Source organism: Lamprocystis purpurea DSM 4197, from assembly GCF_000379525.1.
GTDB lineage: Bacteria > Pseudomonadota > Gammaproteobacteria > Chromatiales > Chromatiaceae > Thiodictyon > Thiodictyon purpureum.
Genome location: NZ_KB902531.1, coordinates 87,912 through 114,248, shown reverse-complemented (window position 1 = coordinate 114,248; position 26,337 = coordinate 87,912). Strand labels below are relative to the sequence as shown.

At 66.0% G+C, this 26,337-nt stretch carries 20 protein-coding genes; 14 read left to right on the top strand and 6 right to left on the bottom strand.

What is annotated here, in order from left to right:
- Nucleotides 1-41: 41 nt before the first annotated feature.
- On the bottom strand, nt 42-1,874 hold the full coding sequence (locus A39O_RS0124780) for an oxygen-binding di-iron domain-containing protein (protein ID WP_020507355.1): 1,833 nt from the start codon (nt 1,872-1,874) through the stop codon (nt 42-44).
- Between the two features lie 148 nt (nt 1,875-2,022).
- On the opposite strand from A39O_RS0124780, the gene A39O_RS0124775 reads away from it, so the two are divergent.
- Nucleotides 2,023-3,342 (top strand): FGGY-family carbohydrate kinase, encoded by a 1,320-nt coding sequence (locus A39O_RS0124775; protein WP_020507354.1) that lies wholly within the window; start codon nt 2,023-2,025, stop codon nt 3,340-3,342.
- A gap of 23 nt (nt 3,343-3,365) precedes the next feature.
- Here the strand turns inward: A39O_RS0124775 and prsT are convergent, their stop codons facing one another.
- The 4 genes from prsT to A39O_RS0124755 are packed head-to-tail and all read right to left on the bottom strand — an operon-like array spanning nt 3,366 to nt 11,033.
- Complete coding sequence (gene prsT, locus A39O_RS0124770) at nt 3,366-6,140, bottom strand: XrtA/PEP-CTERM system TPR-repeat protein PrsT (RefSeq protein WP_157640394.1); 2,775 nt, start codon at nt 6,138-6,140, stop codon at nt 3,366-3,368.
- 28 nt (nt 6,141-6,168) lie between these two features.
- Nucleotides 6,169-7,527 (bottom strand): PEP-CTERM-box response regulator transcription factor, encoded by a 1,359-nt coding sequence (prsR, locus tag A39O_RS0124765; protein ID WP_020507352.1) that lies wholly within the window; start codon nt 7,525-7,527, stop codon nt 6,169-6,171.
- Nucleotides 7,528-9,654 carry an XrtA/PEP-CTERM system histidine kinase PrsK gene (gene prsK / locus A39O_RS35020; protein WP_020507351.1) on the bottom strand — a complete coding sequence of 709 codons (2,127 nt, stop codon included), beginning with the start codon at nt 9,652-9,654 and terminating at the stop codon, nt 7,528-7,530. It abuts the gene before it with no gap.
- A 5-nt stretch (nt 9,655-9,659) separates the two neighbouring features.
- Nucleotides 9,660-11,033: a TIGR03013 family XrtA/PEP-CTERM system glycosyltransferase gene (locus A39O_RS0124755; RefSeq protein WP_020507350.1), complete on the bottom strand. Its 1,374-nt coding sequence runs from the start codon at nt 11,031-11,033 to the stop codon at nt 9,660-9,662.
- A 250-nt stretch (nt 11,034-11,283) separates the two neighbouring features.
- On the opposite strand from A39O_RS0124755, the gene A39O_RS0124750 reads away from it, so the two are divergent.
- Nucleotides 11,284-11,703 (top strand): nucleotide sugar dehydrogenase, encoded by a 420-nt coding sequence (locus tag A39O_RS0124750; RefSeq protein ID WP_157640393.1) that lies wholly within the window; start codon nt 11,284-11,286, stop codon nt 11,701-11,703.
- Between the two features lie 10 nt (nt 11,704-11,713).
- Nucleotides 11,714-12,721, top strand: coding sequence for an NAD-dependent epimerase (locus A39O_RS0124745; RefSeq protein ID WP_020507348.1), 1,008 nt, complete (start codon nt 11,714-11,716; stop codon nt 12,719-12,721).
- An 8-nt stretch (nt 12,722-12,729) separates the two neighbouring features.
- Here A39O_RS0124745 and A39O_RS0124740 read toward each other — a convergent pair whose 3' ends face one another.
- Nucleotides 12,730-13,641 carry a recombination-associated protein RdgC gene (locus A39O_RS0124740; RefSeq protein ID WP_020507347.1) on the bottom strand — a complete coding sequence of 304 codons (912 nt, stop codon included), beginning with the start codon at nt 13,639-13,641 and terminating at the stop codon, nt 12,730-12,732.
- 103 nt (nt 13,642-13,744) lie between these two features.
- Between A39O_RS0124740 and A39O_RS0124735 the strand changes: the two genes are divergently transcribed.
- The 11 genes from A39O_RS0124735 to A39O_RS0124685 all read left to right on the top strand — a co-directional run bounded on the left by A39O_RS0124735 (nt 13,745) and on the right by A39O_RS0124685 (nt 26,286).
- A complete protein-coding gene (locus A39O_RS0124735) occupies nt 13,745-14,299 on the top strand; it encodes a hypothetical protein (protein ID WP_157640392.1) in 555 nt (184 codons plus the stop codon).
- A 1-nt stretch (nt 14,300) separates the two neighbouring features.
- Nucleotides 14,301-15,482 (top strand): hypothetical protein, encoded by a 1,182-nt coding sequence (locus A39O_RS0124730; RefSeq protein ID WP_020507345.1) that lies wholly within the window; start codon nt 14,301-14,303, stop codon nt 15,480-15,482.
- Nucleotides 15,483-15,522: 40 nt separating this feature from the next.
- The gene (locus A39O_RS0124725) at nt 15,523-18,420 is read left to right on the top strand and encodes a hypothetical protein (protein WP_020507344.1); all 2,898 of its coding nucleotides are present in this window, start codon (nt 15,523-15,525) and stop codon (nt 18,418-18,420) included.
- A gap of 3 nt (nt 18,421-18,423) precedes the next feature.
- Nucleotides 18,424-19,299 (top strand): hypothetical protein, encoded by an 876-nt coding sequence (locus A39O_RS0124720; RefSeq protein ID WP_020507343.1) that lies wholly within the window; start codon nt 18,424-18,426, stop codon nt 19,297-19,299.
- Nucleotides 19,300-19,349: 50 nt separating this feature from the next.
- Nucleotides 19,350-20,588, top strand: a complete 1,239-nt coding sequence (locus A39O_RS0124715; RefSeq protein WP_020507342.1) for a hypothetical protein — start codon at nt 19,350-19,352, stop codon at nt 20,586-20,588.
- A 141-nt stretch (nt 20,589-20,729) separates the two neighbouring features.
- Nucleotides 20,730-21,746, top strand: a complete 1,017-nt coding sequence (locus A39O_RS0124710) for a glycosyltransferase family 2 protein (RefSeq protein WP_020507341.1) — start codon at nt 20,730-20,732, stop codon at nt 21,744-21,746.
- A complete protein-coding gene (locus A39O_RS0124705; RefSeq protein ID WP_020507340.1) occupies nt 21,743-23,383 on the top strand; it encodes an ArnT family glycosyltransferase in 1,641 nt (546 codons plus the stop codon). The genes A39O_RS0124710 and A39O_RS0124705 overlap by 4 nt, the downstream gene beginning before the upstream one ends.
- On the top strand, nt 23,376-24,242 hold the full coding sequence (locus tag A39O_RS0124700) for a phosphatase PAP2 family protein (protein ID WP_020507339.1): 867 nt from the start codon (nt 23,376-23,378) through the stop codon (nt 24,240-24,242). The genes A39O_RS0124705 and A39O_RS0124700 overlap by 8 nt, the downstream gene beginning before the upstream one ends.
- Nucleotides 24,243-24,464: 222 nt before the next feature.
- The gene (locus A39O_RS39255; protein ID WP_020507338.1) at nt 24,465-24,635 is read left to right on the top strand and encodes a type I restriction-modification system subunit M N-terminal domain-containing protein; all 171 of its coding nucleotides are present in this window, start codon (nt 24,465-24,467) and stop codon (nt 24,633-24,635) included.
- Nucleotides 24,632-25,738, top strand: coding sequence for an AAA family ATPase (locus A39O_RS0124690; RefSeq protein WP_020507337.1), 1,107 nt, complete (start codon nt 24,632-24,634; stop codon nt 25,736-25,738). The genes A39O_RS39255 and A39O_RS0124690 overlap by 4 nt, the downstream gene beginning before the upstream one ends.
- Entirely contained in the window at nt 25,735-26,286 is a 552-nt protein-coding gene (locus A39O_RS0124685; RefSeq protein ID WP_020507336.1) for a hypothetical protein, read from the top strand. The genes A39O_RS0124690 and A39O_RS0124685 overlap by 4 nt, the downstream gene beginning before the upstream one ends.
- Nucleotides 26,287-26,337: the final 51 nt, after the last annotated feature.

Below are 26,337 nucleotides of genomic sequence, written 5' to 3'. Positions count from 1 at the left end.
CGGGTGCAAGATCGGGCACGGACATGCACCGCCATCGCCCATCAAACGCCTTGGTGACCAGCCCGACCGTCGGCGCGCTCGACACGGTTGCGGCCGCCTTGTTTGGCGCGATAGAGCGCCTCATCGGCGCGCCGGATCAGTCCGTCGAGCGGTTCGTGCTGCCGGCGTTCGGCGACCCCGATGCTCACCGTGACGCTCAGGGACAACCCCGGTCCCAAGGCGCAGGGGTGACGCTCGATGGCGCTGCGAATACGCTCAGCGTACTCGGCGACACCGACGGAGCTGGCCCCCACCAGGAACAAGATGAACTCCTCGCCGCCGTAGCGCACCGGGATGTCGGCCTCCCGCACGCTGTTGCGCAGGACCTCGGCCACCTGCTTCAATACCTCGTCCCCCGCGCCGTGACCATGGGTATCGTTGACGCGCTTGAAGTAGTCGACATCCACCATCAACGCCGCCACGGGGGCGCTCGGGTCGCGATCGTGAAGACTGCAATGGCGCTCCATCGCGTCCAGCATGTAGACGCGGGTGAAGAGCCCGGTGAGCGGATCGCGAATCGAGCGTTGATAGGCTTTCTGCCGCTCGGCTTCGATGGTGCGATAAATCACCTCGCGCTCCAGCGCGACCTGCAGCGGCATGGCGATCTGCCGCACCACCTGCTCCTCCTCGGGGGTGATCGGAACCTCCTGGTGCAGATGGATCAGGGCCGCTCCCTCCAGGCGGTGGCGCTCGGGTGAGAACAGGGGCAAGGTCAGCACCTGACCCCCGGCCCCGTCCCCACGACTGCAGAAGGCCCCCGTGTGCAATCGGTGCCCCGCCATCAAGGGGTCGTCCTGATGGGCTTGCGCCCAATCCTCCCGGCTCTTGCCCAGGATGCGCGTCACATCCGGCGGGGCATCGCCGACGAAACCGGAGAAGCGGGTCTCGTGGGACAGGGTGAGGACCTGATCGCCGTCGATCAGCGCGTAGTAGTCGATCCGGTCCGCCGGCAGATTGTTCTGCACGACCTGGAAGAGTTGATCGGCGATGTCGCGAAAATCGCGGTACAGCAGCATGGTCTGGGTGATTTCGCGCAGTGTCCGGTTCAGCCGCGAGAGCTTGACGAAGTCGGTGTTCTCGCGCGCGAATAGATAGATACCGCAGTCCAGATGGCGCAGCTTGTCGATCATGAAGGCCACCAGCCGCTCCGGGATGATGGATCCATGCTGGGGGGCGATGACCTTGACCGGATGACGTTCGATCTGACTCAGAGCGAAGTCGAGGATGTCGCGGCTGGGCATGTAGTGCTCATGGAAGGGCCGCAAGGCCTCGAAATAGGACTCGTCCGCGGCAACCAGGGCCGGGTGCTCGGTGAAGCCGCCGAAGAGGTCGCTGGAGAAGCAGACGCCCGTGGCCGGGTCAAAGCTCGCGATTGCCCCCGGAAAGTGCGCATAGGGGGTGAAGATGAAGCGCAGTTCCCGATCGACCAGCGGCAGGCGCCAGCCGTGCTCATCGACCAGCCAGAACGGCATCTTCAATCCATAGTGCTTGAGCAACGCCTGGGTGCGCCAATGAGTGACCAGCACCGCATCCTTGCGATCGATCATCTCGTCGATCAACGGCATGGCCGCGGCGATGTCCGGGTCCTGGTGGTGGCAGACGAAATAGCGGATATTGGTGAATGGGATCACCTCCTCGATCTTGCGCAGGGTCCCGGCAAAGGTCAGGCGCGAACCGGGGTCGAACAGCACCGATTGGTCTCCCTGTTCGAGCAGATAGACATGACACTGAAAGACATCGTCGTCCAGCACATGCCCAACCCACCAGACACGCGGCGCGATCTGCACGGCATGCTGGGTGTCGACCCCGACGAGATGGGTAAGGTTCGTATCCATGGGGAATTCCCTTGCAGGGTCCGGACGCGGGGCGGCGTCGGGAGCGGTGTGGGACAATCGCCCGAAGGCTGTCGATTGTACCCGCTCCGCATCCCGGCGCGTCGGACGACAATGCAATGTGAACGCCGCGTGAATTACCGGTAAAAAAATGAAGGAATCGCTGAATTATTGGATCGGCATCGACCTCGGCACCTCGGGCTGTCGGGCGGTGGCGGTGGACGCCGACGGCGTGACGCTGGCGGACGCGCGCGTGGGGTTGCCGCCGCCGGAGCGCCCCGCGCCGGGCTGGTCGCAACAGGACCCCGCGGTCTGGTGGGCGGCCGTGTGCCGCGTCCTGCGTGCGCTGGCCGCCCAGTTGCCCGGTCGCCGCAGCGCCGGCCTGGCGGTGGACGGGACCTCCGCCTCCCTGATGCTTGCCGGCCTCGACGGCACGCCGCTGGGTCCGGCCCTGATGTACAACGACCGTCGCGCGATCACGGCGGCCGCGGCGATCGACCGGGCAGCGCCGGCGCAGAGCCCGGCGCGCGGGCCGACCTCGAGCCTGGCCAAGCTGATCCACCTGGCAGCGGAGCACACCGGACAACAGGACATCCTGGCCCTGCATCAGGCGGACTGGGTGAGCGGACGGCTCGCCGGCCGCTATGGCCGCGGCGACTGGAACAACGCGCTGAAGTTGGGTTTCGATGCGGCCCGTCTGATGTGGCCCGCGTGGGTCCGGACGTGCCTCCCGACCCACGTCCGCCTGCCGGAGGTGGTGGCACCCGGATACCCGATCGGCACCCTGGATCCCGCCCTGGCGGACGCACTGGGCTTGTCATCAGCGACCATGGTCTGCGCGGGGACCACCGACAGCACCGCGGCAGTCATTGCCACCGGCGCCGGACAACCCGGCGATGCGGTGAGCTGCCTGGGTTCCACTCTGGTCCTCAAACTGCTCTCGCCGCACCCGGTCGAGTCAGCCCGCCACGGCGTTTACAGCCACCGCTTCGGCGACGGCTGGCTGGTGGGCGGCGCGTCCAACAGCGGCGGGGCCGTGCTCTTGCAGCACTTCAGCCTGGACGAGATCCGCATCGTGTCGGCACAACTCGACACCACCGGCGCCAGCGGTCTCGACTACTATCCCCTGCCCGGTCCCGGCGAGCGCTTCCCCCGCTATGATCCGACGCTGGCACCTCGGCTCGAACCGCGCCCGGCGGATCGCGGACGCTTCCTGCAGGGCCTGCTGGAAGGGGTGGCCGCCATCGAGGCCGAGGGGTATCGGCTGCTGCGTGAACTTGGTGCACCGCCGCCGCGGCGGGTGATCAGCATCGGCGGCGGCGCCGCCAACCCGGCCTGGACCGCACTGCGCGCACGCGCCCTGGGAGTCCCGGTGGTCATGGCCGAGCACCAGGAAGCGGCTTACGGCAGCGCCCGCCTGGCCTTGAGCGCCTGGCCCGCATCCCCGGCAGCCTGTCGGGACCGCACTTGATCGTGGCGCGCGGGGGCCGCGGATCAGCCACCCAGTTTCTTGAGCAGCGCCGCCGCATCCGCGGCCTGCGCCGAGTTGGGGTTGTCGCGCACGACCTTGCGCAGCACCCCGATCGCCTCGTCGTTGCGTCCCAGACTCTCCAGGGCGACGGCCACGTGATAGCCGATCTCGGTTTGGGTCGGGAAAGCCAGATAAGCCTGTTGCAGAATCGACAGCCCATCCTCTTTACGCCCCGCGTTGTAGAGAATCCAGCCGTAGGTGTCGGCGATCTCCGGTCGGTTCGGGGCGAGATCGTAAGCCTCCTTGGCGGTGGCCTGAGCCCGCGCATCACCCGCAGTGTGGTAGAGCCAGGCAAGATTATTCAGCAACAGCGCGTTCTTCGCCGGCGCCTTCGCCATCACGGACTCATAGATCGCGATGGCATCCTGGGAACGCCCCGTCTGCTGCAGTAAGAGCCCCAGCATCGCCTGGACATCCAGGTCATCGGGGTTGGTTTTCACCCAATCCTCGAGCAGGGCCACGGCGCCGCCGGTATCGCCGGTTTGACTCATGACCTCGGCGAGTTGCCGCGCTGCCAAGCTCGTCTTTTCATGCGCAAACGCCGTCGTGAATACCGCAACCGCGGCTTTGAGGTCGCGTCTGGCGACCTGGACGCTGCCTTCGATCCGATAGCCGATCGCCGCCTCCGGGAAGGACTGCTGCAGTTCCCTGGCGATCTGCAGTGCCGCATCGGTATCGGCGGCATCCAGCAACACCGCGGCCAGCGCCACCTTGGCATCCACGAAGTCGGGCTTGAGCGCCAGGGCTTGCCGAAACGCCTGCTGTGCACCGGACTGGTCTTGTCCTTTCAAGCGCGCCCCGCCCGCGAGGTAATGGATCTGTGGGTCGTTCGGGTTCTTTTGGAGCAGCAGGTCGAATGAACGGATCGCATTGGGCACCTGACCACCCAGGGTCTGGGCGCGCGCCAGCATCAGGAGCACCGGTTCGTCGTCAGGGAAGCGGGCGCTCAGTTCGCTGGCCACGGCCAAGGCCTTGAGATAGTCACCCCGGGTCATATAGAACCGGGCCAAGAGGAGCCCGGGTTGGGCGGCGCCCGGACTGGCATCCTTGGCGCGCTCCAGGGCGGCCACCAGGGCGTCCGGATCGTTGCGCAGCTCGGCCAAGGCGGCCAGGCCCATCATGGCGCCCAGGTGCTTCGGATCGGCCTTCAGCACCTGATCATACCGCCGCGCCGCGGCGTCGAAATCCTTGTTTGCGACATCGATCCGCGCCAGATTGGTCTCGGCGGTGAGGAATGCGGAGTCCACCGCCAGGGCCTTTTCAAAACGCTCACGGGCACTTGGCAGATCCCCCTTGGCCAGATAGGCAAGACCGGTCAAGTTGTAGGGGATAGGAGACTCGGCCCGCCGCTGCTCGAGGCGCTTGCTGGCCTCCAACGCCTGCTCGTACTCCTGTTTCTTCAGATGGGCGAGCACCAGCAACACATCCGCTTGCAGGATGTCCTGGCCCAAGTCGACCGCGGATTGCAGTGCATCGATGGCCTTGCCGGTCTCGCCGCCGGCCAGCAGCGAGAGCGCCAGTTGGGTGCGCAGCGCGGCCACGTCCGGAGCCTTTTCGACCGCCCGGTTGAGCCATTCCTGACCCCGCTCCTGATCACCTTGCAGCATATAGGCGCTGCCCAGCAAAGCCAGGGTCTGCGGGTCCCCATCCTGAGCGACGGGCTCCAGGATCTGAATCGCGCGCTGCGGCTCACGCTGTTTGATCCGCGTCGCCGCCAGCACCTTACGGGCCTGCAGATTGCCCGGCGTCGCCTCGACGACCTTGCTCAGATACTCATCGGCAATTTCCAACTCGCCTTCACTATAGCGAATGATGCCGAGCAGCAGTTGGCTCTGCAGGTGACCGGGGATGGCGGACAGGACCCGATCGAACGACTCGCCCGCCTGTGTCCAGTTCCGTTCCTGAAATTGGATGACACCACGCAGATAGAACGTCAGCGGGACCTCTTGTTGCAACTCATCGGCCTTGGCCAACTCCTTGCGCGCCTCGTCCAGGTTCTGCATACCGATCAAAACCGTGGCCCGACCCAGGCGGGCCGCCAAACGCCGCGGATCGACGGCCAGCACCCGCTCGAACAAGGCCAGGGCGGCCGCGTTGTCACCCGCGATGCGATAGGACTCGGCCCGGATCAACAAGGCCTCGGGATTATCGGGGAACTGCCGCAGGAAGGCATCCGCGGCGCTGACCGTCGCCGCCTGATCACCCTCCTTGAGCGCGACCCGCAGCAGTCCCAGACCGGCCAACTCGCTGTTGGGGTCCAGGGCCAGTGCCTGGCGATAGCCGGCACGCGCGACCTCGGGTTGGTCCTGCCCCAGCGCGACATCAGCGCGCAGAATGAAGGCGCGCACCTGATCAGCGGCGGATAGGTCGGCGGCGGCATCCAAGCGCGCCAGGGCCTCGTCATATTTCGCTTGGGCGATCAGTGCCGCAATCAATTCGAGCCGCCACAAGGACGCATCCGCCCCCAGGTCGCTCGCGCTGCGCAGTTCCTTCTCCGCGGCGGCGCCATTGCCGACCTGCAGATAGATCTGCGCCAGCAAGAGGCGGGCGGCGGCATCATTCGGGTCCTTCTGTAACCTGTTCTTCAACTCGATGGTGGCTGAGCGCAGGTCACCTTTCTCGATAGAGAGACGGGCCTTGTCCGTGGCTTCGGAGGCCACGGATGCGCCGCCGGCCAGGCCCACCAACAGCGCCAGCGCCGCCGCCACGCGACGCATGCTCATTCTTCTCAAAGCCATGCCAGTCACCTCTCTCAAGCGTACCGGTTCAGCAGGACAAGTCATGTTTCTTCATCAGGTTGTAGAGTGTCGGACGGGTCACACCCAAAAGATCGGCGGTGCGTGATATGTTGTTCTCCGTGATGATCATGGCCCGCTGGATCGCCCGCTGCTCGGCGAGATCCCGGATCTCGCGCAGATTGAATGGCTCCGGGGGTGCCAGCGTATCGTTGAGATCCAGATCCTCAGGGCTCAGTTCAGTGCCGTCGGCCATGATCACCGCACGCTTGATCCGATTCTCCAGCTCCCGCACATTCCCCGGCCAGGGGTATTGTTCAATCAGGCGTAACGCGTTAGCGGTGAAGTCCCGGATGGGCCGTTTGTGCTGCATGGCAAAACGGCGCAGAAAAGCGCGCGCCAGCACCAGGGTATCGCCGCCGCGGGCGCGCAGCGGCGGTACGACAATACTGGTCTCGTTGATGCGGTAATAGAGGTCTTCACGGAAGCGGCCCTCGTTGATCAGCGCCAACAGGTCCTGATGGGTCGCGCACACGACGCGCACGTCCACCGGAATCTCCCGCCGCCCGCCGACCCGCTCGATGACCCGCTCTTGGAGAAACCGCAGGAGCTTACACTGCAGAGCCAACGGGAGGTCACCAATTTCATCGAGGAACAGGAGCCCACCTTCGGCCAACTCGATCTTGCCCGGGGTGCTCTTGACGGCCCCGGTAAAAGCGCCCTTCTCGTACCCGAACAACTCGCTTTCCAGCAGGTTCTCGGGGATGGCCGCGCAGTTGATCGCCACCAACTTCTTACCGGCACGGCCGCTCAGCGAATGCAGGATCCGCACCAGGATTTCCTTACCCGTACCGCTCTCGCCCAGGATCAGGGTCGTCGCATCGGTCGGTCCCAATTTCTCGACCATGCGGCAAACCTTGAGCATCTCGGGGCTGACCGCGATCAACTCGCGAAACGGGGAGGTCGAGGCGGCGGAAGACAGCTTGCGGTTCTCCGCTTCGAGCCAATTCAGACGGCCGGCACGCGCCACCATGAGCGCCAGGATTTCCAGATCGATCGGCTTCTCGTAAAAGTCGTAGGCACCCATGCCAATGGCACGGACCGCGTTGCCGCGGTCATCATGACCGGTGACCACGATGACCTTGATGGTCGGGGCGATCGTCAGAATCTCCGCCAAGGTGCGGTAGCCCTCACTGACCCCGCCGGGGTCCGGCGGCAGCCCGAGATCGAGCAGCACCACCCCCGGCTCGAAACGCCGCACCTCCGCGAGCGCTCCCTCCCGATCACCCGCGACGGCGATCTCGAAGCGATCGAAGCTCCAACGCAACTGGCCCCGCAGCCCGAGATCGTCCTCGACGATCAACAACCGATTGTTCATTTCGTCCATCATTCAACCCGCCGAAACGGCAAACTCGGCCTGAGCCTCGGCCGCCTCGACCGGAATCAGGATCCGGAACACGGTACCATGTCCAAGTGCGCTTTCCACGAAGACCTGCCCGCCGATTGAAACGATGAATTCACGCGCTTCGTAGGCGCCGATCCCCATGCCGGTGAGTCCCTTGGTCGAATCGAACGGCGTGAACAGTCGCTCCCGGACAAAGTCGGGATCCATCCCGACACCGTTGTCGCGGACTTCGATGACCGCCGCGGCGCCGGACTGCTGAAGTCGCACCACCACGCGACCGTCCCGCGGCGTCGCCTCCTGTGCGTTCTGCACCGCGTGAGAGAGGACCGACGTCAAACGATCAGGGTCGACGCACAGGTTCAACGGGTTCTGCACCGACATGTCCAGCACCGGCACCGGATCCTGGACCGAGCGCGCGCGAACCACCTCCGCCACCACCCGACGCAGGTCCACTTGGACGCCCGCGGCGCGCTGCTGCTGGTCGCGGAGTTGCGCCAGCAGCCGACTCATCTTATCCACTGAATGTTTAATGGTATCGATCGCGTCGTCCACGAAGGCCGGATTCCGGCGGTGGCGCTCTGCATTTTTCACGACCAGCGACAGCTGCGCAATCAGGTTCTTGAGATCATGGACGACGAATGCGGACAACCGATTGAACCCCTCGAACTGGCGCGCATCCGCCAGCGCCTGGGCCGCGTGATCGAGGGCCAGGAAACTCGCGGCCTGACGTCCGGCAGTCTTCAACATATCCATGACCTCCCAGTTGACGACCTGCGGGGCGCGCGGACCCACCAGAATGACGAAGCCCAGCAGTGCGTCGTCGTGCCGCAGCGGCACGATCAACCACAACCGTTCGTCCGCAAGCAGCCCGGCCGGCACCTCGAGTCCGTCGTAGGCGTCGGGCTCACGGCGCAACTCCGCGAGATCGATCACCGGATGACGCCGCTCCAGAAACCCTGCCAGTTGCGTCATATCGGTGGCTTTGTCCACCGTCGCTTCCGCCAGGTTCCAGGCCCGCGCGTGCTCGTACCGCCCACCGTCATTGCGCAGCCAGAGCACCCCGCCGGGACTGTCGACGAGTTCAGCGAGCGCAAAGACCACCCGCTCCGGCAGCGTTGCCTGGAGCACCCTGCCCGATAACACGTCGATCAGGTGCAGCCACTCCTCCCGATAGTCATACCGGTGCTTGAAGAAATGCTTGCTGACGAATACCTTGAGCCGCGACCGCAGATGTCCCGAGAACAGCAGCGCGATCAGAACCATTCCCGCACCAAAGAAAAACGCGATCTGAATGGCGGCACTCCACTCGCCGCCGTAATAGCGGATGTAATAGCCGACGAGGGCCATGACGAGCAAATAGACACCGGCTGCGAACAAGGCCGTGGAATGAAAGACGGCCGTGCGCGAGACGAAAAGATCGAACGACCACTGCGGATTACGCGCCGCCGAAAGTCCGATCAGCGGTGCGGCCAAGACGCTGGCCGCGCCGCGGGCAAGCCAGATGTCCTTATCCAGGCGTTGAAACAGCAAGGCATCGGCGAAAAAAAAGAAGTCGAACGCGAAGAGCCCGCCGACACCCAGACACAGGTACTTGACTCCCCAGCGATGCTGCCAGGGCGTATTGCGGAACACCTGCTCGATGAGTACCAGACCAGCAACCGCGGTCAACAAGGCAAAGACCAGACGCAGCGCGCCGAGATCGGCACGAACCCAGGGCTGGGCCCAGGCCACGAACCCATTCAGCGGCAACACCAGCAGTAGCGTGACCCCCAGCGCGCCGAGTCGTACCCAGCGCAGCAGCCGCTTGCGCGCACGATGGCCTGCGGCCTGCAACTCCAGCAACCGGATGAGAAACAGGACCCAGGCCAGGTTGCGGAGTGCCTCGCAGATCCAGATCCATTCGATCGGCAAGGTGTAGGAGGTCGCCTGCCAGGCGAGGAACCCGCCCCACAGAGCACTGGTGAAAACGGCGAACACCAGGAGTCCGCCCTGCAGTCGGCCATGCCAACCAGTGAGCAAGACCGTGCCGAGCAGTGCGAAGAGCAACGCGCTGAGGCCATACCCAAATACGCCGATCAGGCTGGCGGTGGATGCAGCGGTCGGCACGGTCATGCCGATCAGCGCGCACCTTTGCTGAACAAGACGACCTCGACCGTCTGCAACAGGATGACCAGATCGAGGATCAGACCGGCGTGTTTGACATAGTAGAGATCGTATTCGAGCTTGCGTCTGGCATCTTCCGCGTCGGAACCGTAAGCGTAGAGGAGCTGCGCCCAGCCGGTGACCCCGGGCTTGACGCGATGACGCTCGGCATAATACGGAATGCCGGCGGATAATTCCTGCACGAACTCGGGCCGTTCGGGGCGGGGCCCGACCAGACTCATCTCGCCTTTGAGAACATTGAAGATCTGCGGCAATTCATCCAACCGCGTCTTGCGAATGAATGAGCCGAGTGCGGTAATACGCGCATCGTTCTTGGCCGCCCAGCGGGCGACCCCGTCGGCCTCCGCGTCGACCCGCATACTGCGGAACTTATGGACCTGAAAGAGCCGACCGTGCTGCCCGACGCGCACCTGGTGGTACAGGATCGGATCCCGTCCGCGTGACTCGATGAGACTGGCGATGGTGACCAGCAGCATCAGTGGGAACGCGACGCTCAGCATCACGAGCGCCGCCGTCACATCGAACAGCCGCTTGGTCAGTCGCCCTCCCATACTCATCCGGAACCCATTGGTCGAGAAAAAGATCCAACTCGGATGAAGCAGGTCGATCTTGATGATCTGCAGCTCTTTCTCGAAAAATGACAGCAGATCCAGGACCTCGAATCCGCTCAGCTTACAATCGACCAATTCATCGACCGGCAGCTTGCCCCGCTGATCGTCGGCGGCAACCACGATCTCATCGACTGAATGCGCCATGGCCAATTCCAGCAGCGACCGATCCGCGGGCAGCAGTTTGGCGTGGTCGACCGTCACCTGACTGCGCGGCAACTGGACGTAACCCACCACCAGAAAACCCAGGTTCCGGCCATGCTCCAACGCGTTGGCAATCGAGTGTGCGTTGACGCCGGCACCCAGGACCAGCACGCGGCGGCGCCGCGACTCGACGTCGACCAGACGCGCGAACAGTTCGCGCACCAGGCTGATACCGATGAACGAAAAGACCAGACTCAGCCCGACAACGCCGCGTCCCATGAATAGAAACGGCACCGCGTAGAAACCGACGGCCAGCAGCACCAAGCCCAGGACGAAGGCCAGACCCAACCGGACCACGAAGCCCGCCTCCTGCTCCTGGGCGCCGCGCTGGTAAAGACCCATGGACAGCATGGCCACGCTCATGCCGACGGCGAAAAAGAGACCGGTGGCAACCCAGGAAACGGGCGAGACATCGGGCGGCAGTACCCATCCGAACCGAAAAAAGGCCCCGAGCTGGGACGCCAGGAAAAAAACGATCGCCTCGAAAACGCCGAGGTAGACGTAAGTTCTCGACACGGTCTTGCCCTCTTTCTATACAAGCCTTCGCCTACCGAGTTCGCGCGGCCAGCGGTGCGGCGACCTGCCCGCGCACACTCGTCGACGACGCGGTTTCCGGCCCCAGCATCCTATCACAGACGACGCGGCACCCAAGTCAAGCCTTCGCCGGGACGGCAAAGCGCCGCAGTCGCAATGGGGTCGGCGCACTGTTAAGATATCGGTCGGCGGATGAACGCGATTCCCCATGTCGGCGCGGGAGCAAGCGGCGATGACCCTGGAAACCAAGAACAGCGTGTGCAGCAGCGTGGTCGGTCCTGGCGAGGTCGGATCGCGACCGGCAGTCGCGTTGGACAAACGCGGCACCACCGTCGGCTTCGAAATCAACGCAGCGCGCATCGCCGAACGGATCGCGCGTCGGAGCAGTCCGTTCAAAGTCGAGCAGATGCGTTTCAAGCGACTGATATACATTAGATTTACCAACGCGGCGGAGGACATCTCCGGCGCGACTGTCGACCGTATGACCTTTCCTGACCCCGGCGACTTGATCAGAATCCCCAGGCCTGCGCCCACGCGCGGCGGCCAGCCCCCCGCAAGCGGCGTGATCAAGGCCAACGACCTCATGATCGAGGCCGTACTCCATGACATGAAGCAACCCGTCCCCAGGGAGCAGGTGGACGGGCGGCCGTGAGTCTCAATCGATGAAAGTCTTGATCACCGGCAGCGCCGGTTTTATCGGCTCCAACCTGGCCTTGCGGCTGCTGGAGCGCGGCGATCAGGTCATCGGGGTCGACAACCTCAATGACTATTATGATGTCGCCCTCAAGGAGGCGCGGCTGGCCCGCACCCTGGGCCACCCGGCCTACACGGATTTGCGCGTCGATATCGAGGACAGCGCCCGGATGCACGAGGTCTTCGCGACCCATCGACCGGAACGGGTGGTGAACCTTGCCGCGCAAGCCGGCGTGCGCTATTCGATCGAGAACCCGATGGCCTATGTCGCGACCAATCTGGTCGGGTTCGCGAATGTCCTCGAGGGCTGTCGTCATACCGGCGTTGAGCATCTGGTGTACGCCTCCAGCTCATCCGTCTACGGGGCCAATACCAAGATGCCCTTTTCGGTTCGACACAATGTCGACCATCCGGTGAGTCTGTATGCCGCAAGCAAAAAAGCCAACGAGTTGATGGCGCACACCTACAGCCATCTGTATGGCTTGCCGACGACCGGTTTGCGCTTTTTCACCGTTTATGGTCCCTGGGGCCGGCCGGATATGGCCCTGTTCAAATTCACCCGGGCGATCATCGCCGGCGAACCCATCGACGTGTTCAACTATGGCAAGCATCGCCGGGATTTCACCTATATCGACGACATCGTCGAAGGCGTGATCCGCGTCCTGGACCGGGTTCCCCAGGGCAACCCCGAGTGGTCCGGCGATGCGCCGGATGCGGCCAGCAGCCGCGCGCCCTTCCGTCTCTATAATATCGGCAACAACAACCCGGTCGAATTGATGGAGTACATCGCCCTGTTGGAACAAAGCCTGGGACTCAAGGCCGAACTGAACCTGTTGCCGTTGCAACCTGGAGATGTCCCGGACACCTATGCCGACGTGAGTGAACTGGTGCGCGATACGGGCTATCACCCAAACACCTCGGTCGCCGATGGGGTCGCCCGCTTCGTCGCCTGGTATCGGGACTTCTACCAGGTGTGAGCCGTGTTTCAGGCGGCCGGGGCGGTGTCACCCAGCAAACCGAACAAGGTGTCGAGACGCGCGATCAACGCGCGCAGTTGCAGCGCCATCAGGGCGAATTCCGCATCCAGCCGCGCTGCCGGGTCATCGCCGTCGTCGAGTTCGTCGAGCAGGGCATCGCCGACCCGCAGGCGTTTGAGCGACAGATCGTCCGCGAGCACGAAGGCCAGTCGTTCGTCCCACTCCAGGGCCAGTTTCACCACCTGCATACCGGCACGCAGATGATTGAGAATCTCCTCACTGCCGAGATCCTGACCCTTGCAGCGGATCACGCTGCCGCTGTCCTCGCTGTCGCGCAGTTCACAGGCATCGGCGGGAACGAAATCGGCGGGCGCTCCCCCTTCCAGCAGCCAGGCCGTGAGAATCCCCGCGGGCGGCTGCCGCGGGGCCGGGGGTTTGGCCGGCAGGGTCTCCAGGGTCTGGCGCAGCATGGACACGACCTCTTCCGCCTGCTTCTCGCTCCCCGCGTCAACCACCAGCCAATCAGACTCGGTATCGATATAGAGCCAGGTGCGTCGCGAACGGGTAAAGGCGCGCGGCAGCATCTCCCCGACCACTTGCTCACGCAAGGCCCGCCGCTCGGAGCGACCGACATCGCGTGCCTCGCCGGTCTCGATCTCGGCAATGCGCTCATCCACCGCCTCGGCCACGGCCGCGGACGGCAGCAGGCGCTCCTGCTTGCGGGCGCACAGCAGCAGGCAACCGCCGACCCCATGCACCAAGGCGGCCGTTTCCTCACCCAGCGGTGCCGACCAGCCCATGACCGCCGTCTCCACCGGCCCGCACGGCCGGAACCGGCGCGTCCCCAGCAACTCCTCCAGTGCCGCGGCATCATGGCCGAACGGCGTCCCCAAACGATAGATCCTGGCGTTCTTGAACATCGTAAATCCCCTGGTGAAAAGGGGCGGGATTATGACCGAGCGCGACGGCCGGGGGTACCACAATCCTTGTCGGACACGCTTGGAGGCAAGGGAGGGTCGGGCGATGGCCGCCGCGGATGAGCCGCGGATCGCCGCGTGGTGCCCGGAGCCGCTGGCGCCGGGGTCCTTGCTTGAGCGGATCGGCACCCTGGGTCTGCCGGCCGCGACGCTCTCACTGGGGTCGCTGCTGACGCTCGTGATCGTCCTGGGGGCGGTCCAACACAGCGCGGAGCTACGCTCGGCTTACAGCTTTCCCGTGCTGCCCGCGCGCTGGTTGTGGCTGGTCGCCCTGGGATCAGCGGCCTTGGCCTGGAGCATCGTCGGCGTCGCCAGCCGGCGGCCGGGCCCGTTGTGGCCGCGGCTCTGGGCCTTGTCGCTGGCCCTGACCGCATCACTTGTCGTCGTCGGCACCCTGGCGCAACCCCTGCTGCAATCGCACTGGCTGCCCAGCGCGCAACTGCACGCGGTGGTGACCGCCGTCCTGGCCGCCGTGCTGTCCCTGACGCCGCGCCTGGCCCGAATCCGCCCCGACAGCCCCTGGATCGCGCGCATCACACCGCTGACCTTCCTGACGACATTGCTGTTGATCCTGCCTCCTGCACTGCTGGGTTCATTCTGACATGACCGCGCCACCGGACAATTGGGGCGAGGTGATCGAGGACGCGGCCGAGCCCTGGATCAGCTTCGACGACCTGCCCTCCCCGGCCGCACCGGCCGGTACCGGCCCACCCGCGGATGAGGCCCAGCCCCAGTCCCGACCGACCGCGTGGACCATCCCGAGCGAGGACTTCTTCGATGTCGAACCGGAGCCGTTCGGACGCTACCGCAAAGTCCAGCAGCTCGGTATCCTGGGCGGCAAGGGGGTGGGTAAGAGCTATCTGTTCCAGGCGATGGTGTACCGGGCTCAACATGCACAGCGGGCCGGCGCACTGTCCTACTTCCTTGATAACGCCGGGATCGAGCTGGTGAAGACCGCGAACCCCGAAGAGCGCGCACGCACCGTCAACCTTCAGCGCTTCAACGCGGAGTATGAACGCTGGACCCGGCTCCCCACGACCCTGGCCGCCCATCAGCCTTGGTACCGGTTGACCCTGCCGTATCACATCGGTCTGCTCGGGCGGTCACGTGCCGCGCTGGAGGTCGAGTTCTTCGACGGCTCCGGCGAGCAGTTCTTCGAGGCGCAGGACCCACGGCAGCGCGGGCTCTGGGCGCAGGCCTACCGTGAGGCCCGGGTGCTGGCATTCTGTCTGCCGCTGTGGGCGGTATTTCCCGCGGCGGACCTGTCCATCGCGGCGCGGCGGGAGCGCGACGCGATCATCGAGTCATTCCACGACGTGGTACAGAATTACAAGGATATGCGCCGGCACCTCAAGCTGCGGGCGCCGGTGCGCACCATCCTGGCCCTGACCATGGCCGACGACCGCCGCTGCGCCCTGACCACCCTGCGCGACACCTGGATTGCCGGTTATCTGCAACGACCGGAGGCCTTTCTGGCCCAGACGCGCACCGGCCGGGGTGTCGCGCGTTATCTGGCCAATGCTCGGCGGGTCTCGCGCCTCCTGCTGGACGCCTTTGCCGCGGCCCGGTCGCCGGGGATTGCCGGCATCCCGAACCTGCTGCGCTTCGGCGCCTGCCGACCCTGGCTGATCCCGGTCAGTGCGATCCACGGCGACGCCCTGGATGCGCTGGAGCGCGACTACCCCAACCCCGACGACCGCCCCGCGCGCCTTCCCCCGGTTCCGGTGCATGTGGAACTGCCGTTGCTCGTGGCACTCTGCGAGCACGAGAACGCCCTGATGTGAGCCATGATGTGAGCCCTGATGAAAACCGGGATGTGACAGCGTGATAGCAACCAGCCTCAACGTCTACCGCGGCCAGGCCGATCACGGCATCGGCGAGGCCGGCACCCCGATCCGGCGGGGCGAACAGTTCATCGCCGCGGACGCGCCGCTGCAAGCCGATCCCGGCCTGCTGCACGCGATCCGCGATTGGCTGACCCTCGATGCCACCACCGGCGACCAGGGCCGGCTCCAGGAGCGTCTGGCGGGCTGGTCCTGCTTCCCCTGCGGTCTTTACTATTTCGTCTGTCGCCTGAGTACCGCCGGGAAGTACGACCGCCGCGATGCCTACTTCGCGCACGGCCGCGCCTGGCCACTCACTGCCTTCGCGGCGGATTTCGATCCCGGGCTCTATCTCGGCAACGACGCCGCCTTTCTCAGTCAGGCGCCGGATACCGCGGCGGCTGGTGCCCTGCCGCCGGCAACCGCCGAACCCCTGGACCCGATCCTGACGCACCCGGGGCTCACCGTCAGCCTGATCGCGCACCTGTTTCACGGGATGGTGACGGGCTATCCGGTGATCATGGCCGTCCCGCTGACCGACTTCTCCGCCGCGGCCCCACTGGCACGCATCATCGCCTTCGCTCGCGGGGCGCTGCCTGGTCGACTGCGCCGCCGCTGTCGGATCCGTCTCTTCAGCCGCAACCCGCAGCGGTTTCTGGAGACGACCCGACTGACCGGCGACGGGACGGCGGACCGGACGGACCTCCTGGTGATCCCCGAGGACCTCGCCGTTGCGGCCCTGACCGCGGCCAGGCGCCGGGCGCTGCTGCTCGATGCCCAAGGCGAGCGGCGCGCTGGACCCGAACCGGCCGCCGGTCTGTTCGACTATGGCCGCGCCGTGCTCGACAGCGCCCAGCGCTTTCCCGCCCACCTCACCGCCTTCGGCGAACGCTTCGATCAGTGCTGGACCGACCCCGCAACGCTGCCCGGGCCGGAGCAAACCCGCTGGGTCACACTGACCTACAACACGGCGGTCGCCCTGGCCGGCACCCAGGCGCAGTGCGGCAGCCTGTTCGCAAACTATCTGCTCAATCAGGCCCGCGCCGCCGCCCAACTGCCCTGGACGGCACTGTTTCGCGCGCAGGAATGGGCCAGCTTCCCGCAGGACCCATTGATCCGTTTCATCCTGCGGGCCGATGACGACCGCAGCGCGGGCGAACGCCACCTCCAGGACGTCCTGACCGCCGCCTTTCAGGAGCGCGGTGCGACGCTCGATGCGGGTCTCGCGGCTTGGTGGGACCCGTCCGATCCGGGCAAGCGCGACCGCCTGCTGGAACTCGGCGACCTGACGCCGCCGGTGATCACGGCGGAACAGTCCGCCGGACTGATCCGGACCCTGGTCGCCGACGACCTCGCCGCGCTGCCGTCGTCCCGGTTGGCGGCCCTCGCCCAGGCGCTGCTCGCGCACCCACGGGTGCTGACCACGCCTGACCTCTCGGCCCGTCTGAGTGCACGCCTGCAGCACGAGCCCCAGATCCTGGAAACCCTGGCTGATGACCTGGAGCGGGCCGTCGAGACCATCGACGCCACCGCCTTCCCGGAGCACATCCTCGACCTCGCCGGGCTCCTGGCCCGGACGCGGCCGGCGCGGACCGCGGAACTGCAGCGCCGGTTCTGGACCGCGACCGACGCATTGGCGAAGACCCCCGACCCGGCCGGACTGCTGGCGCAGGGACTCGCCGGCCGCTGGACCATCCTGAATCTGGATGCACTGATGCGGCAGGAGCCCGCGACCACCACGGCACTGCTCATCCGGCACGACGCCTGGCTGGACTGGCGGCGCGCGGCAGACGAACGCTTGGACCAGGAAGCCAGGCGCGCGCTTGCCATGCATTGGATGATCAGCCCGGTCTTCGCCGAGTTGCGTACGGATGCGGCCTGGCAGCGACCGCCCCAATGGCGGAGACACCGGACCGCGGCCCAACCAACCGTTGCGGTGGACACCACCCTGGAGACCTGGCATCAGGTGCTCGATGATCTCGGCCGCCTCAGCCGTGACGACTGCCGACTGCTTGGCCGGCCGCCGATCCATTGGCCCTGGATTCACCCATTTCAGTGGGACCAATCCCAAGACCTGGCCGCCCGCTGCGACAGCCTGGAGGCCCTGGCCGAATTGGTCGCGTCGCTGGTGCGGACAGCGGGCGCGGACACCATGACGGCACGGCTGTGGCAGGCGTCAGGACTGCCCGAGCGCCAGCCCGGCGCCACCTTGAACAGCCTGCGCGATGCGGTCGCCGAGCTGTTGGAGCCCGGGATTGCGGCACGGCGCGCGGATGCCGCATGGATCGATGCGGTCATCGCGGCGCTGGCGGAAGACTCCGGGGAAAATCGCGTGCTGGACGATCTGCGGCAGCGCCTCGCGGACCGGGCGGACCGCGGCGAACGCGGCGCCGAGACGCATCCGCTGATCCTGATCGCCCAGGCGATCCGTGCGCTGCCGGCGGCGCAACGCGCGCCCGCCGGCCCCCTGATGACGCACGGCTGGCATAACCTGCAGCAGGTCATCGCCGGCGCGAGCACCTGTTACGATTGGGCCTTGCCGACCAACGGACAGCCGATCCTGCCCCTGTTTCCTATCGCCGCCATCCTGCGGGCGCGAACGCGTCGTCAAGCCGGCGGCCTGGCCCGTTGGTTCATCCATCAACCAGCCGTCGCCCCGTTGCGCGCGGATCAACAGTGGTGGCAAGGACTGCTCGGCAGCGTGCTGGCTGAAACAGCGCCGGTTGGCCCGGATGGGGACCGCCGGTTCGAACCGTGGCCCGAGGAGGCCGAAGCGACCAGGCAAGCGGCCCTGGGCCTGATCGACGCCGAGCGGGACGCACTCCCGGAGACCGCGGCCCAGGCATTCGCGTGCGCCTGGCAACGCATGCACAGCGATTTTGAACCAATGAACGGATGAGCAATGAACGAACGGCTCGCCTATTTCTGCGACCGCGCGACCGCGCCCTGCCATCTCTACGCCTGGCCGGGCACGGACGGGGCCGGAACCTCTTTGTACCAGGTGTTTTGCAGAGCGCCGCTGGATGCTTCCCGACTGGATGGGAACGGGTCCGCAATCGACAGCGAGACCCTGCGTCAGTGCGTCGCCGCGGCCGGCGGCGGGCTGATTGCGCAAACCAGACAAACCGACACGACGACTGAGTTACGCGTCGCCGTGATCCCCGGCGACGGCTACGCGCCATCCACGCACCTGCTGCTGCTCGATCCAGGTGCCGAACCGGAACCGTTGCCGCTCGACGATCGCACGCTCACACTGGCACCAGGCACTTTCGTCCTGCTCCCAGCCACCCGCACCGATCAATCCACCCTGGGAACCTTCCTGGAGCACCTGCACCGACTGCCGGGCGATTACCGCGGCCTCTTGCTCAACGTGCTGCGCCGGCCCGGAATCGAAGCGACCATGGGACGGCTGGAGCACCGGCTCGACCGACTCGATCGGCTGCCGGCGCCGGCCGCCGCGACCGTCCCGGAGGACCGCACACCAAAGTACCGGTTCGCTGACCGCTGGCCCTGGCTGCTGGCCGGCCTGCTGGTGCTGAATCTGTTCGGCGTGATCGGCCTCTGGGTCAAGATCACAACGGACCAGGCGGCACCGCCCAGCTACCAGATCGCGTGGCCGGACGCGACTGATCCGCCATTCCTGCCCGCGGCGATCGGATCAGCGATTGAAGCACCGTTGTCCGAGGCTCAGGATGGCCACCCGCCGCGGGAACCGGGTCCGGACCGGCACGACACCGCCGATCGCCCTGACTCAGGACGCGGCAAGGCAGGTCAATAAGCAACCCTTTTCGGACTGGGCGCAGGCCCGATCCGGTCTGAGAATCGTCTATGGAATCCGATCCGTTATCCACGGCGATCGACCCGCACCGGTCGGTCACCGCACCTGCACCGCCCGCGACCATCACCCTGACCGTGATCCCGGAGGGCGGCACAGTCCCGGAGCCGATCGCAATCGAACCAGACGCACAGGGCTGCTGCCGCATGTGTCTGGAGTGTCTCCCCGGCGCCGATGCCATCCATCTGGAGATCGCGGTCGGCGGCGTCCCTCGGTTGCGCGCCGAGGTGCGCGCCCAGGCGGGTGAACGGGTGTCCCTGGACCTGCGGATCGACGCGGACGCGCTACCGGCGCTGCACGCCGGCAGTCATCAGATCCTGTTCCTGCCCATCGAGCCCATCTACGGTCCGCTGCCGCCGATTCCGCCGCCGCGCGGGAGCGAAGCCTGGGACTGCTGCCTGGTGATCGACGCCACCGCCAGAACGTCCAGGATCGCCGACCACGCGCCCGCGGACCAGCAGGAGGCGCAGGACGCCGTGCCCGCGACACTGGACACTTATTTGTTGAACTGCCCGGACCAGTGGGGCGCGATCGTCGAGTCCGTGGTGGAACTGGTCCGACAATTGGGGCAGCCCGGCCCGAACTGCCGGCTCGCCGTCATCGCCTTTGGAGACGAGCCGCCGGAACCCGGCGTCTTCGCCGCCGATCTGGTCCCCCGCTTCCACCTGCTGCACCTGCCCGACAACCGCCCCGCACACCTGCTGATGCCGCTCGCGCCGGAACGTCTGGGCGAGTTACTGCACCGGCAGATCAAGCCAACACCAGGCGCCGATTTCGTCGACGCCCTGGCCGATGCCCTGGTTGCAGCGGGCCAACTCCAATGGGGTGACCGGACCCGCCGCCTGCTGGTGCTGATCGGCGACTCGCCCGGTCACGCCACGGCGCATCCGGTCCCTTATGGCGGCGATGCCCTGGCCCGCCGCGGCGATGTCGACGCCGAGGCGGCTCACCTGCACCGCGACGGCGTCACCATCCTGACGCTCTATCAGGCCCCGCCGGCGGCGATCACCGCCGCCCTGCTGGAGGCCCAGTGCGCCTTGGTCGACCACGCCCGCAATCAATACCGGCGTCTGGCCTCGGTCCCCGAACTGGCCTTCACCACCGCCGACTTCGACCCCCAGGCCGCACTGACGACGCTGCTCGACCGCACCGCCCCGCTGGGCCGCGGGCCTTGCTGGGGACGGTTGGTTCAGCACACGACCGACGACGAGCAGCCGTCGAAGTCTTGGTAACGAAAGAGGCAATCCGGATACGTTGTCGGCGCATCCACTATCGGCTTGACCAGCCGCGTTCGCCGGTTGACCTTTTCCCGCCGCCCATTAAGCTAACGAGGTTTCTCAGCCGCACCGCCCTCCCCGTACGGACAGCCGTTTATGACCAGTTCCCCGCCCCGCGATCCGGCCGCCCGCCCGGCCCTGTCGGTTGTGATTCCGATGTTTGACGAGGTGGAGAACGTGGAGCCGATGTTGGCCCGTGTCCATCAAGGGTTGGCGGACTATGGCGGGGATTGGGAGCTGATCTGTGTGGACGACGGCAGCCGCGACGGGACCGGCACGCGCCTGATGCAACTGGCCGCGACGTTCGGCAGCCATGTCCGGGTGATCCGGCTGCGCCGTAATTTCGGCCAGACGGCGGCGATGCAGGCGGGGTTCGATGCCGCCCGCGGTGAGGTCATCGCGACCCTGGACGGGGATTTGCAGAACGATCCGGCGGATATCCCGCGGATGGTCGATGAACTGCTGGCCCGCGATCTGGACCTGCTCCAGGGCTGGCGGCAGCGGCGCCAGGACGATCTGTTGCTGCGCAAGATTCCGTCGCGCATCGCCAATGCGCTGATCGGACGGGTGACCGGGGTGGCCCTGCACGACTACGGGTGCAGCCTCAAGGTCTATCGGGCGGAGGTGATCCGCGAGGTCACACTGCTCGGTGAAATGCACCGCTTCATCCCGGTGTGGGTGGCCGGGGTAACCGCCCCGACACGCATCGGCGAGACGCCGGTCAGCCATCAGGCGCGCCGCTTCGGTGCCTCCAAGTACGGCATTTCGCGCACTTTCCGGGTGCTGATCGATCTGCTCTCGGCCTTCTTCTTCCTGCGCTTCGGCTCCCGGCCGGGGCACTTCTTCGGGTCGATCGGCATCCTGTTCGGCGCCGTCGGCGGGGCCATGATGGCCTATCTGCTGGTGGTGAAGTTCGGTCTGGGTCAACACATCGGCCAGCGACCCCTGCTGCTGGTATCCATCCTGTTGCTGGTCGCCTCGATCCAGTTTCTGACCACCGGCGTGCTTGCCGAACTGCTGACCCGGACCTTCTACGCGTCCAGCGCGCTGTCGCACCACCGCATCCGCGTCCAGACCGATCCGGCCGCCGCCGGCTGGAGGGCGCCGTCGTGAAACTCGTCCCGGACCGGTTGGACGTTTTCTTCACCTCGCCCTGGATTCTGGCGGCGGTGGTGCTCTTCGCCTTCTTCTGGCAACTCGGCGCCCTGCCCCTCTACGACCTGGACGAGGGGGCCTTCACCGAGGCGACCCGCGAGATGATCGCGAGCGGCAACTACATCACCCCGCACAAGGACGGTGAACCGCGCTATGACAAACCGGTGTTGATCTACTGGGCCCAGGCCGCCTCCGCCCAGGTGCTCGGATTCAACGAGTTCGCGCTGCGCCTGCCCTCGGCCCTGGCCGCCGCGCTCTGGGTGTGGGCGCTGTGGCGGTTCGTGCGCGAGCGGCTGGATGCGCCGACCGCCGTAGTCGCCGGCATGGCGCTCGCGCTGTCGCTGCAGGTCTCACTGGTGGCCAAGGCGGCGGTGGCCGACGCGCTGCTGAATCTGTTCATTGCCCTGACCTTCTTTGAGATTTACCGCTTCTACACCCGGCCGGAGGCGGGCAGCCGGTCCGGCCCGGTGGTGCGCGCCTGGCTGTGGATGGGGCTCGGGTTTCTGACCAAGGGGCCGGTGGCGGTGTTCTTTCCGGCGCTGGTGAGCCTGCTGTTCTTCTGGTCGGCGGGCGCCTTGCCGCACTGGCGCCGGGCCGTTCTTTCCCCGGTCGGCTGGCTGATTTTTCTCCTGGCGGCCGGTCCCTGGTATCTGGCCATCTATCTGGACGACGGCGTCGGCTTCTTCAAAAGCTTTTTCCTGCACCACAATGCCGATCGGTTTGGCGCGACCATCCATGGTCACAGCGGCTTTTTCGGCTATTACGTCGTGATGCTGCCGCTGATCCTGCTGCCTTTCACCGGTTGGTTCCTGCGTCTGCTGCTGCCCTGGCGAACCGCCTGGCGCCAGGCCTGGGCGGACCCGCTGGAGCGCTTTCTGTGGATCTGGTTCGCGGTGGTCTTCTGCTTCTTTTCGTTTTCTGGGACGCAACTGCCGCATTATCTGCTGTATGGCTGTACGCCCCTGTTCATCCTGATGGCGCGTCATCGCGACCTGCTGACCAACCGTTGGCTCGCGTTCACGCCGCCGCTGACGCTCTTCGCCGTGCTGCTCGCCCTGCCCTGGATCCTGGGGATCATCGCCTCCGGTGACCACAAGGCGCATGAGGCGGCGATGATCAGCGAGGGCCGGACGCTGCTGGATTGGTTCTATGTCGCCGGGGTCGCGGTCGGCGCCGCCGCCCTGGTCGGTCTGCTGCTGTGGTCCCGGCCGACGCTCTGGCAGCGGCTGATGCTGGCCGGTGTGATTCAGGGTCTGGTGATCTTCGGCGTGCTCGCGCCCCGCGTCTTCACGGTCTTGCAGGCGCCGGTCAAGGAGGCGGCGGAGCTTGCCCGGCGCCTGGATCTGCCCACCGTGGCGTTTCGCACCTCGATGCCGAGTTTCAGCGTCTACCGGGAGGCCATCACCCCGAACCGTATCCCGCGCACCGGGGAACTGGCCTTCCTGCGCGTCGACAAGCTCGATGCACTGGCCCGCGAGTTGCCGGACTTGCGGCTCGATCTGCTCTATCGGCGCGGCCCCGTGGCCCTGGTGTGGGTGCGTGAGCATCTGCGTCCGACCGGCGACTGGCAGCCGCGGGAGCGCGACGGTGGTTAGGGGGCTGGTCGGCTGGCTGCGCCGCGACCTGAACCGGGCGCTCACCGCCGGGGCCGCCCGCACCCCCCTGGACCCGCCGGGCGGGGCCCTGTGGCTGTCCACCTGGGCCTGGTCCAGCCTGGCGGTCGGGCTGACGCTCTGGCTCGCCTGCGGCTATCACGCGGGCTTCGCGGCACTGAATGATGCCGGGGCCCTCTATCCGGACTGGGTCTGGCAGTGGCTCACCTCGATCGGCGGCGAGGGCGTGCCCTTCGTCCTCTGTCTGTTCTTTGCGCGGCGTTATCCGCGGGTGTTCTGGGCCCTGGTACTGGCCGGGCTGGTGGCCGTGGCCTTCAGCCGGGGCCTCAAGCCGCTGTTCGATGCAGCCCGCCCGCCGGCCGTGCTGCCGCCGGACAGCTTCAACCTGATCGGCCCGCTGCACCGGCGGGCGAGTTTCCCATCCGGTCATGCCACGACCGCCGCGGTCTTTTTCGGGGTCCTGGTCTACTACGTCCGTTGGTCCGAACTGCGGGTACTGCTGGTCCTGGTGGCGGTGCTGGTCGGCCTGAGTCGGGTGGCGGTCGGCGTGCACTGGCCGGTGGACGTGGCCGTCGGGTTCTGGGGCGGCGCGCTCGCGGCCTGGATCGGCGCCCGCCTGGCGGCACGGCGGCCCGCCCTGGCGACCGATGCCGCGGTCCATCTGGCCCTGGTGACCCTGTGCGGCTTTGCCGCCGTCGGGCTGATCCTCGGGGATGCCGAGTATGCCCAGGCGCGGCCCCTGCTCCAGGCCCTGGGATGGGCGGCCCTGGGATATGGGGTCCTGGGCTATCTGGTCAGCCCCCTGCTGCGGGGGTTGGCCGCGCCGCGGCTGACCCGCTGACCGGAAGAACCTGGATAATCATGCCGGCCGCAGGGTGGACAAGCGCGGGCCTTGTCCACCTTCCGGCCAGCCGAGGCGCCGGCCCACGGAGATCCAAGGCTTCAGCCGTATGCCCAGCGCGTCCCAACCTGAAGGCCAACCGCCCGCCCACGTCGGGTATCATGCCTGGTCACCAAAGCCAGCGCGCCGCGCTGCCTGAACAACGGAACCCAACCGACGCGCATGAACTCGGAGACCAACGCCCAACTCGCCGCTTTCATCCGGGACATCTGCAACCTGCTGCGCGGTCCCCATAAGCGCAACGAGTTCCGCAAGGTCATCCTGCCGCTGACGGTCCTGCGCCGCTTCGACTGGATCCTGGCCCCGACCAAGCAGGCGGTGCTGACCGCATGATCACGCGCCTCTATGTCGACAACTTCCGCTGCCTGGTAAACTTCGAACTGAAGCTTGAGAATTTCAACCTGTTAGCGGGCCTCAACGGATCGGGCAAGTCGTCGGTGCTCGATGTGGTCGATGGGCTGCAGCGCTTGCTTTCGGGGCAAGCCAAGGTCAACGACAAATCCGTCCTGCCCTACGCCAGCCGCACCCGCTGGAGCGACCGCGACACCCAAGTCGTCGAGTTACACACCCAGGTCGGCGGCGAGGAAATGCGCTACCGCCTCAAGGTTCAGCACGAATCGGGCGGACGCAGGGCGCGGATCATCGAAGAGCGACTCGCAGTTCCGGATGGACCTCTGTTCCTGTTCGAGAACGGGGATGTACAGCTGTATCGCGACAATCTCAGCGAGGGACCCAAGTTCGCGGCTGAGTGGAGCGAATCTGCCCTTGCCCGCGTGCCGCCGCGCCACGATAACCAGCGCTTGACGGCTTTCCTTGAACTCATGCGCAGGGTCCAGGTCTGCCGGTTGAACCCGGCCGCATTCGTCAACGACACCCCCCAAGAGAGCCAGGGCCTCAGTCGCAATGGGGAGAACTTTTCATCCTGGTACCGGCATCTGCTTCAGGAGCACGGAGACAGCTTTGAATACCGGGCGATTCTCCAGAAGACTATCCCAGGCTTCCAGAAGCTCAGGCTTGAGAAGGTTGGGTCTGAGGCCAGGACACTGGTGGCGGTTTTCGGCTCCGGTAAGGAAGAGTACGAGTTGGCGCTCGAAGAGCTATCCGACGGCCAACGCGTACTCCTGGTTCTTTACGGCCTGCTCCATTTCCTGGATAAGTCCGGGCGTCTTCTCTTCCTGGACGAGCCTGACAATTTCCTGGCGGCTTCGGAGATTCAGCCATGGCTCCTTTGCGCTGAAGATGCCATCGGCGACGGGCTGCCGCAGGTGGTGATCGTCTCTCACCACGCCGAGGTGATCGACTATCTCGGCGGGGACCGCGGCATCCTCTTGGAGCGTGAGGTCACCGGGGTGACCAAGACTCGGCCGCTGCGCGATGTCGGCATCCCCGATACGATGAAGCTCTCCGAAGTCATCACCCGGGGATGGGAGCAATGAGTCGGCGCCGCGTCCAAATCGTTGTTCTGTGTGAAGATCGCCAGCACGAGACTTTTGTGCGCCGTTTCCTCATCCAGAATGGTTGGGAGAACCGACAGATCGTCGTGGTCATGAACCCCCACGGCCGCGACGGGCGCGGTAGCGGCGAACAGTGGGTCCGGGAGCAATACGCCCAAGAAGTGCGCAAGCTGCGATCCGCGCCGCACGTTGCCAAGGCGTTGATCGCGGTAATCGATGAAGATAAGCAGGGCGGAGGCCGCCGTGATGCCCAGCTTTCCAAAGCGTTGGAAGCAGCGGCGTTGCCCGCAAGAAAACCCACCGAAGCCATACTGCACATTATTCCGGCACGCAATATAGAGACGTGGCTGGAGTACCTGAAGGGTAATGCCGTCGACGAACAGGAAACATATTCCAAATTTGACAAAAGCCTCGATTGCCGCCCCATGGTCAACACGCTCAAGGATATGTGCGATGCCGGAAAGCTACGCGAGCCCGTGCCCCCTTCGCTTGAACGCGCCTGCCGCGAGTATCGGGCGAGGATGCCATGAGGCCGCGCCTGTCTTGGACAACCGCTGGTGGGGAGTATCAAAGGTAACCGC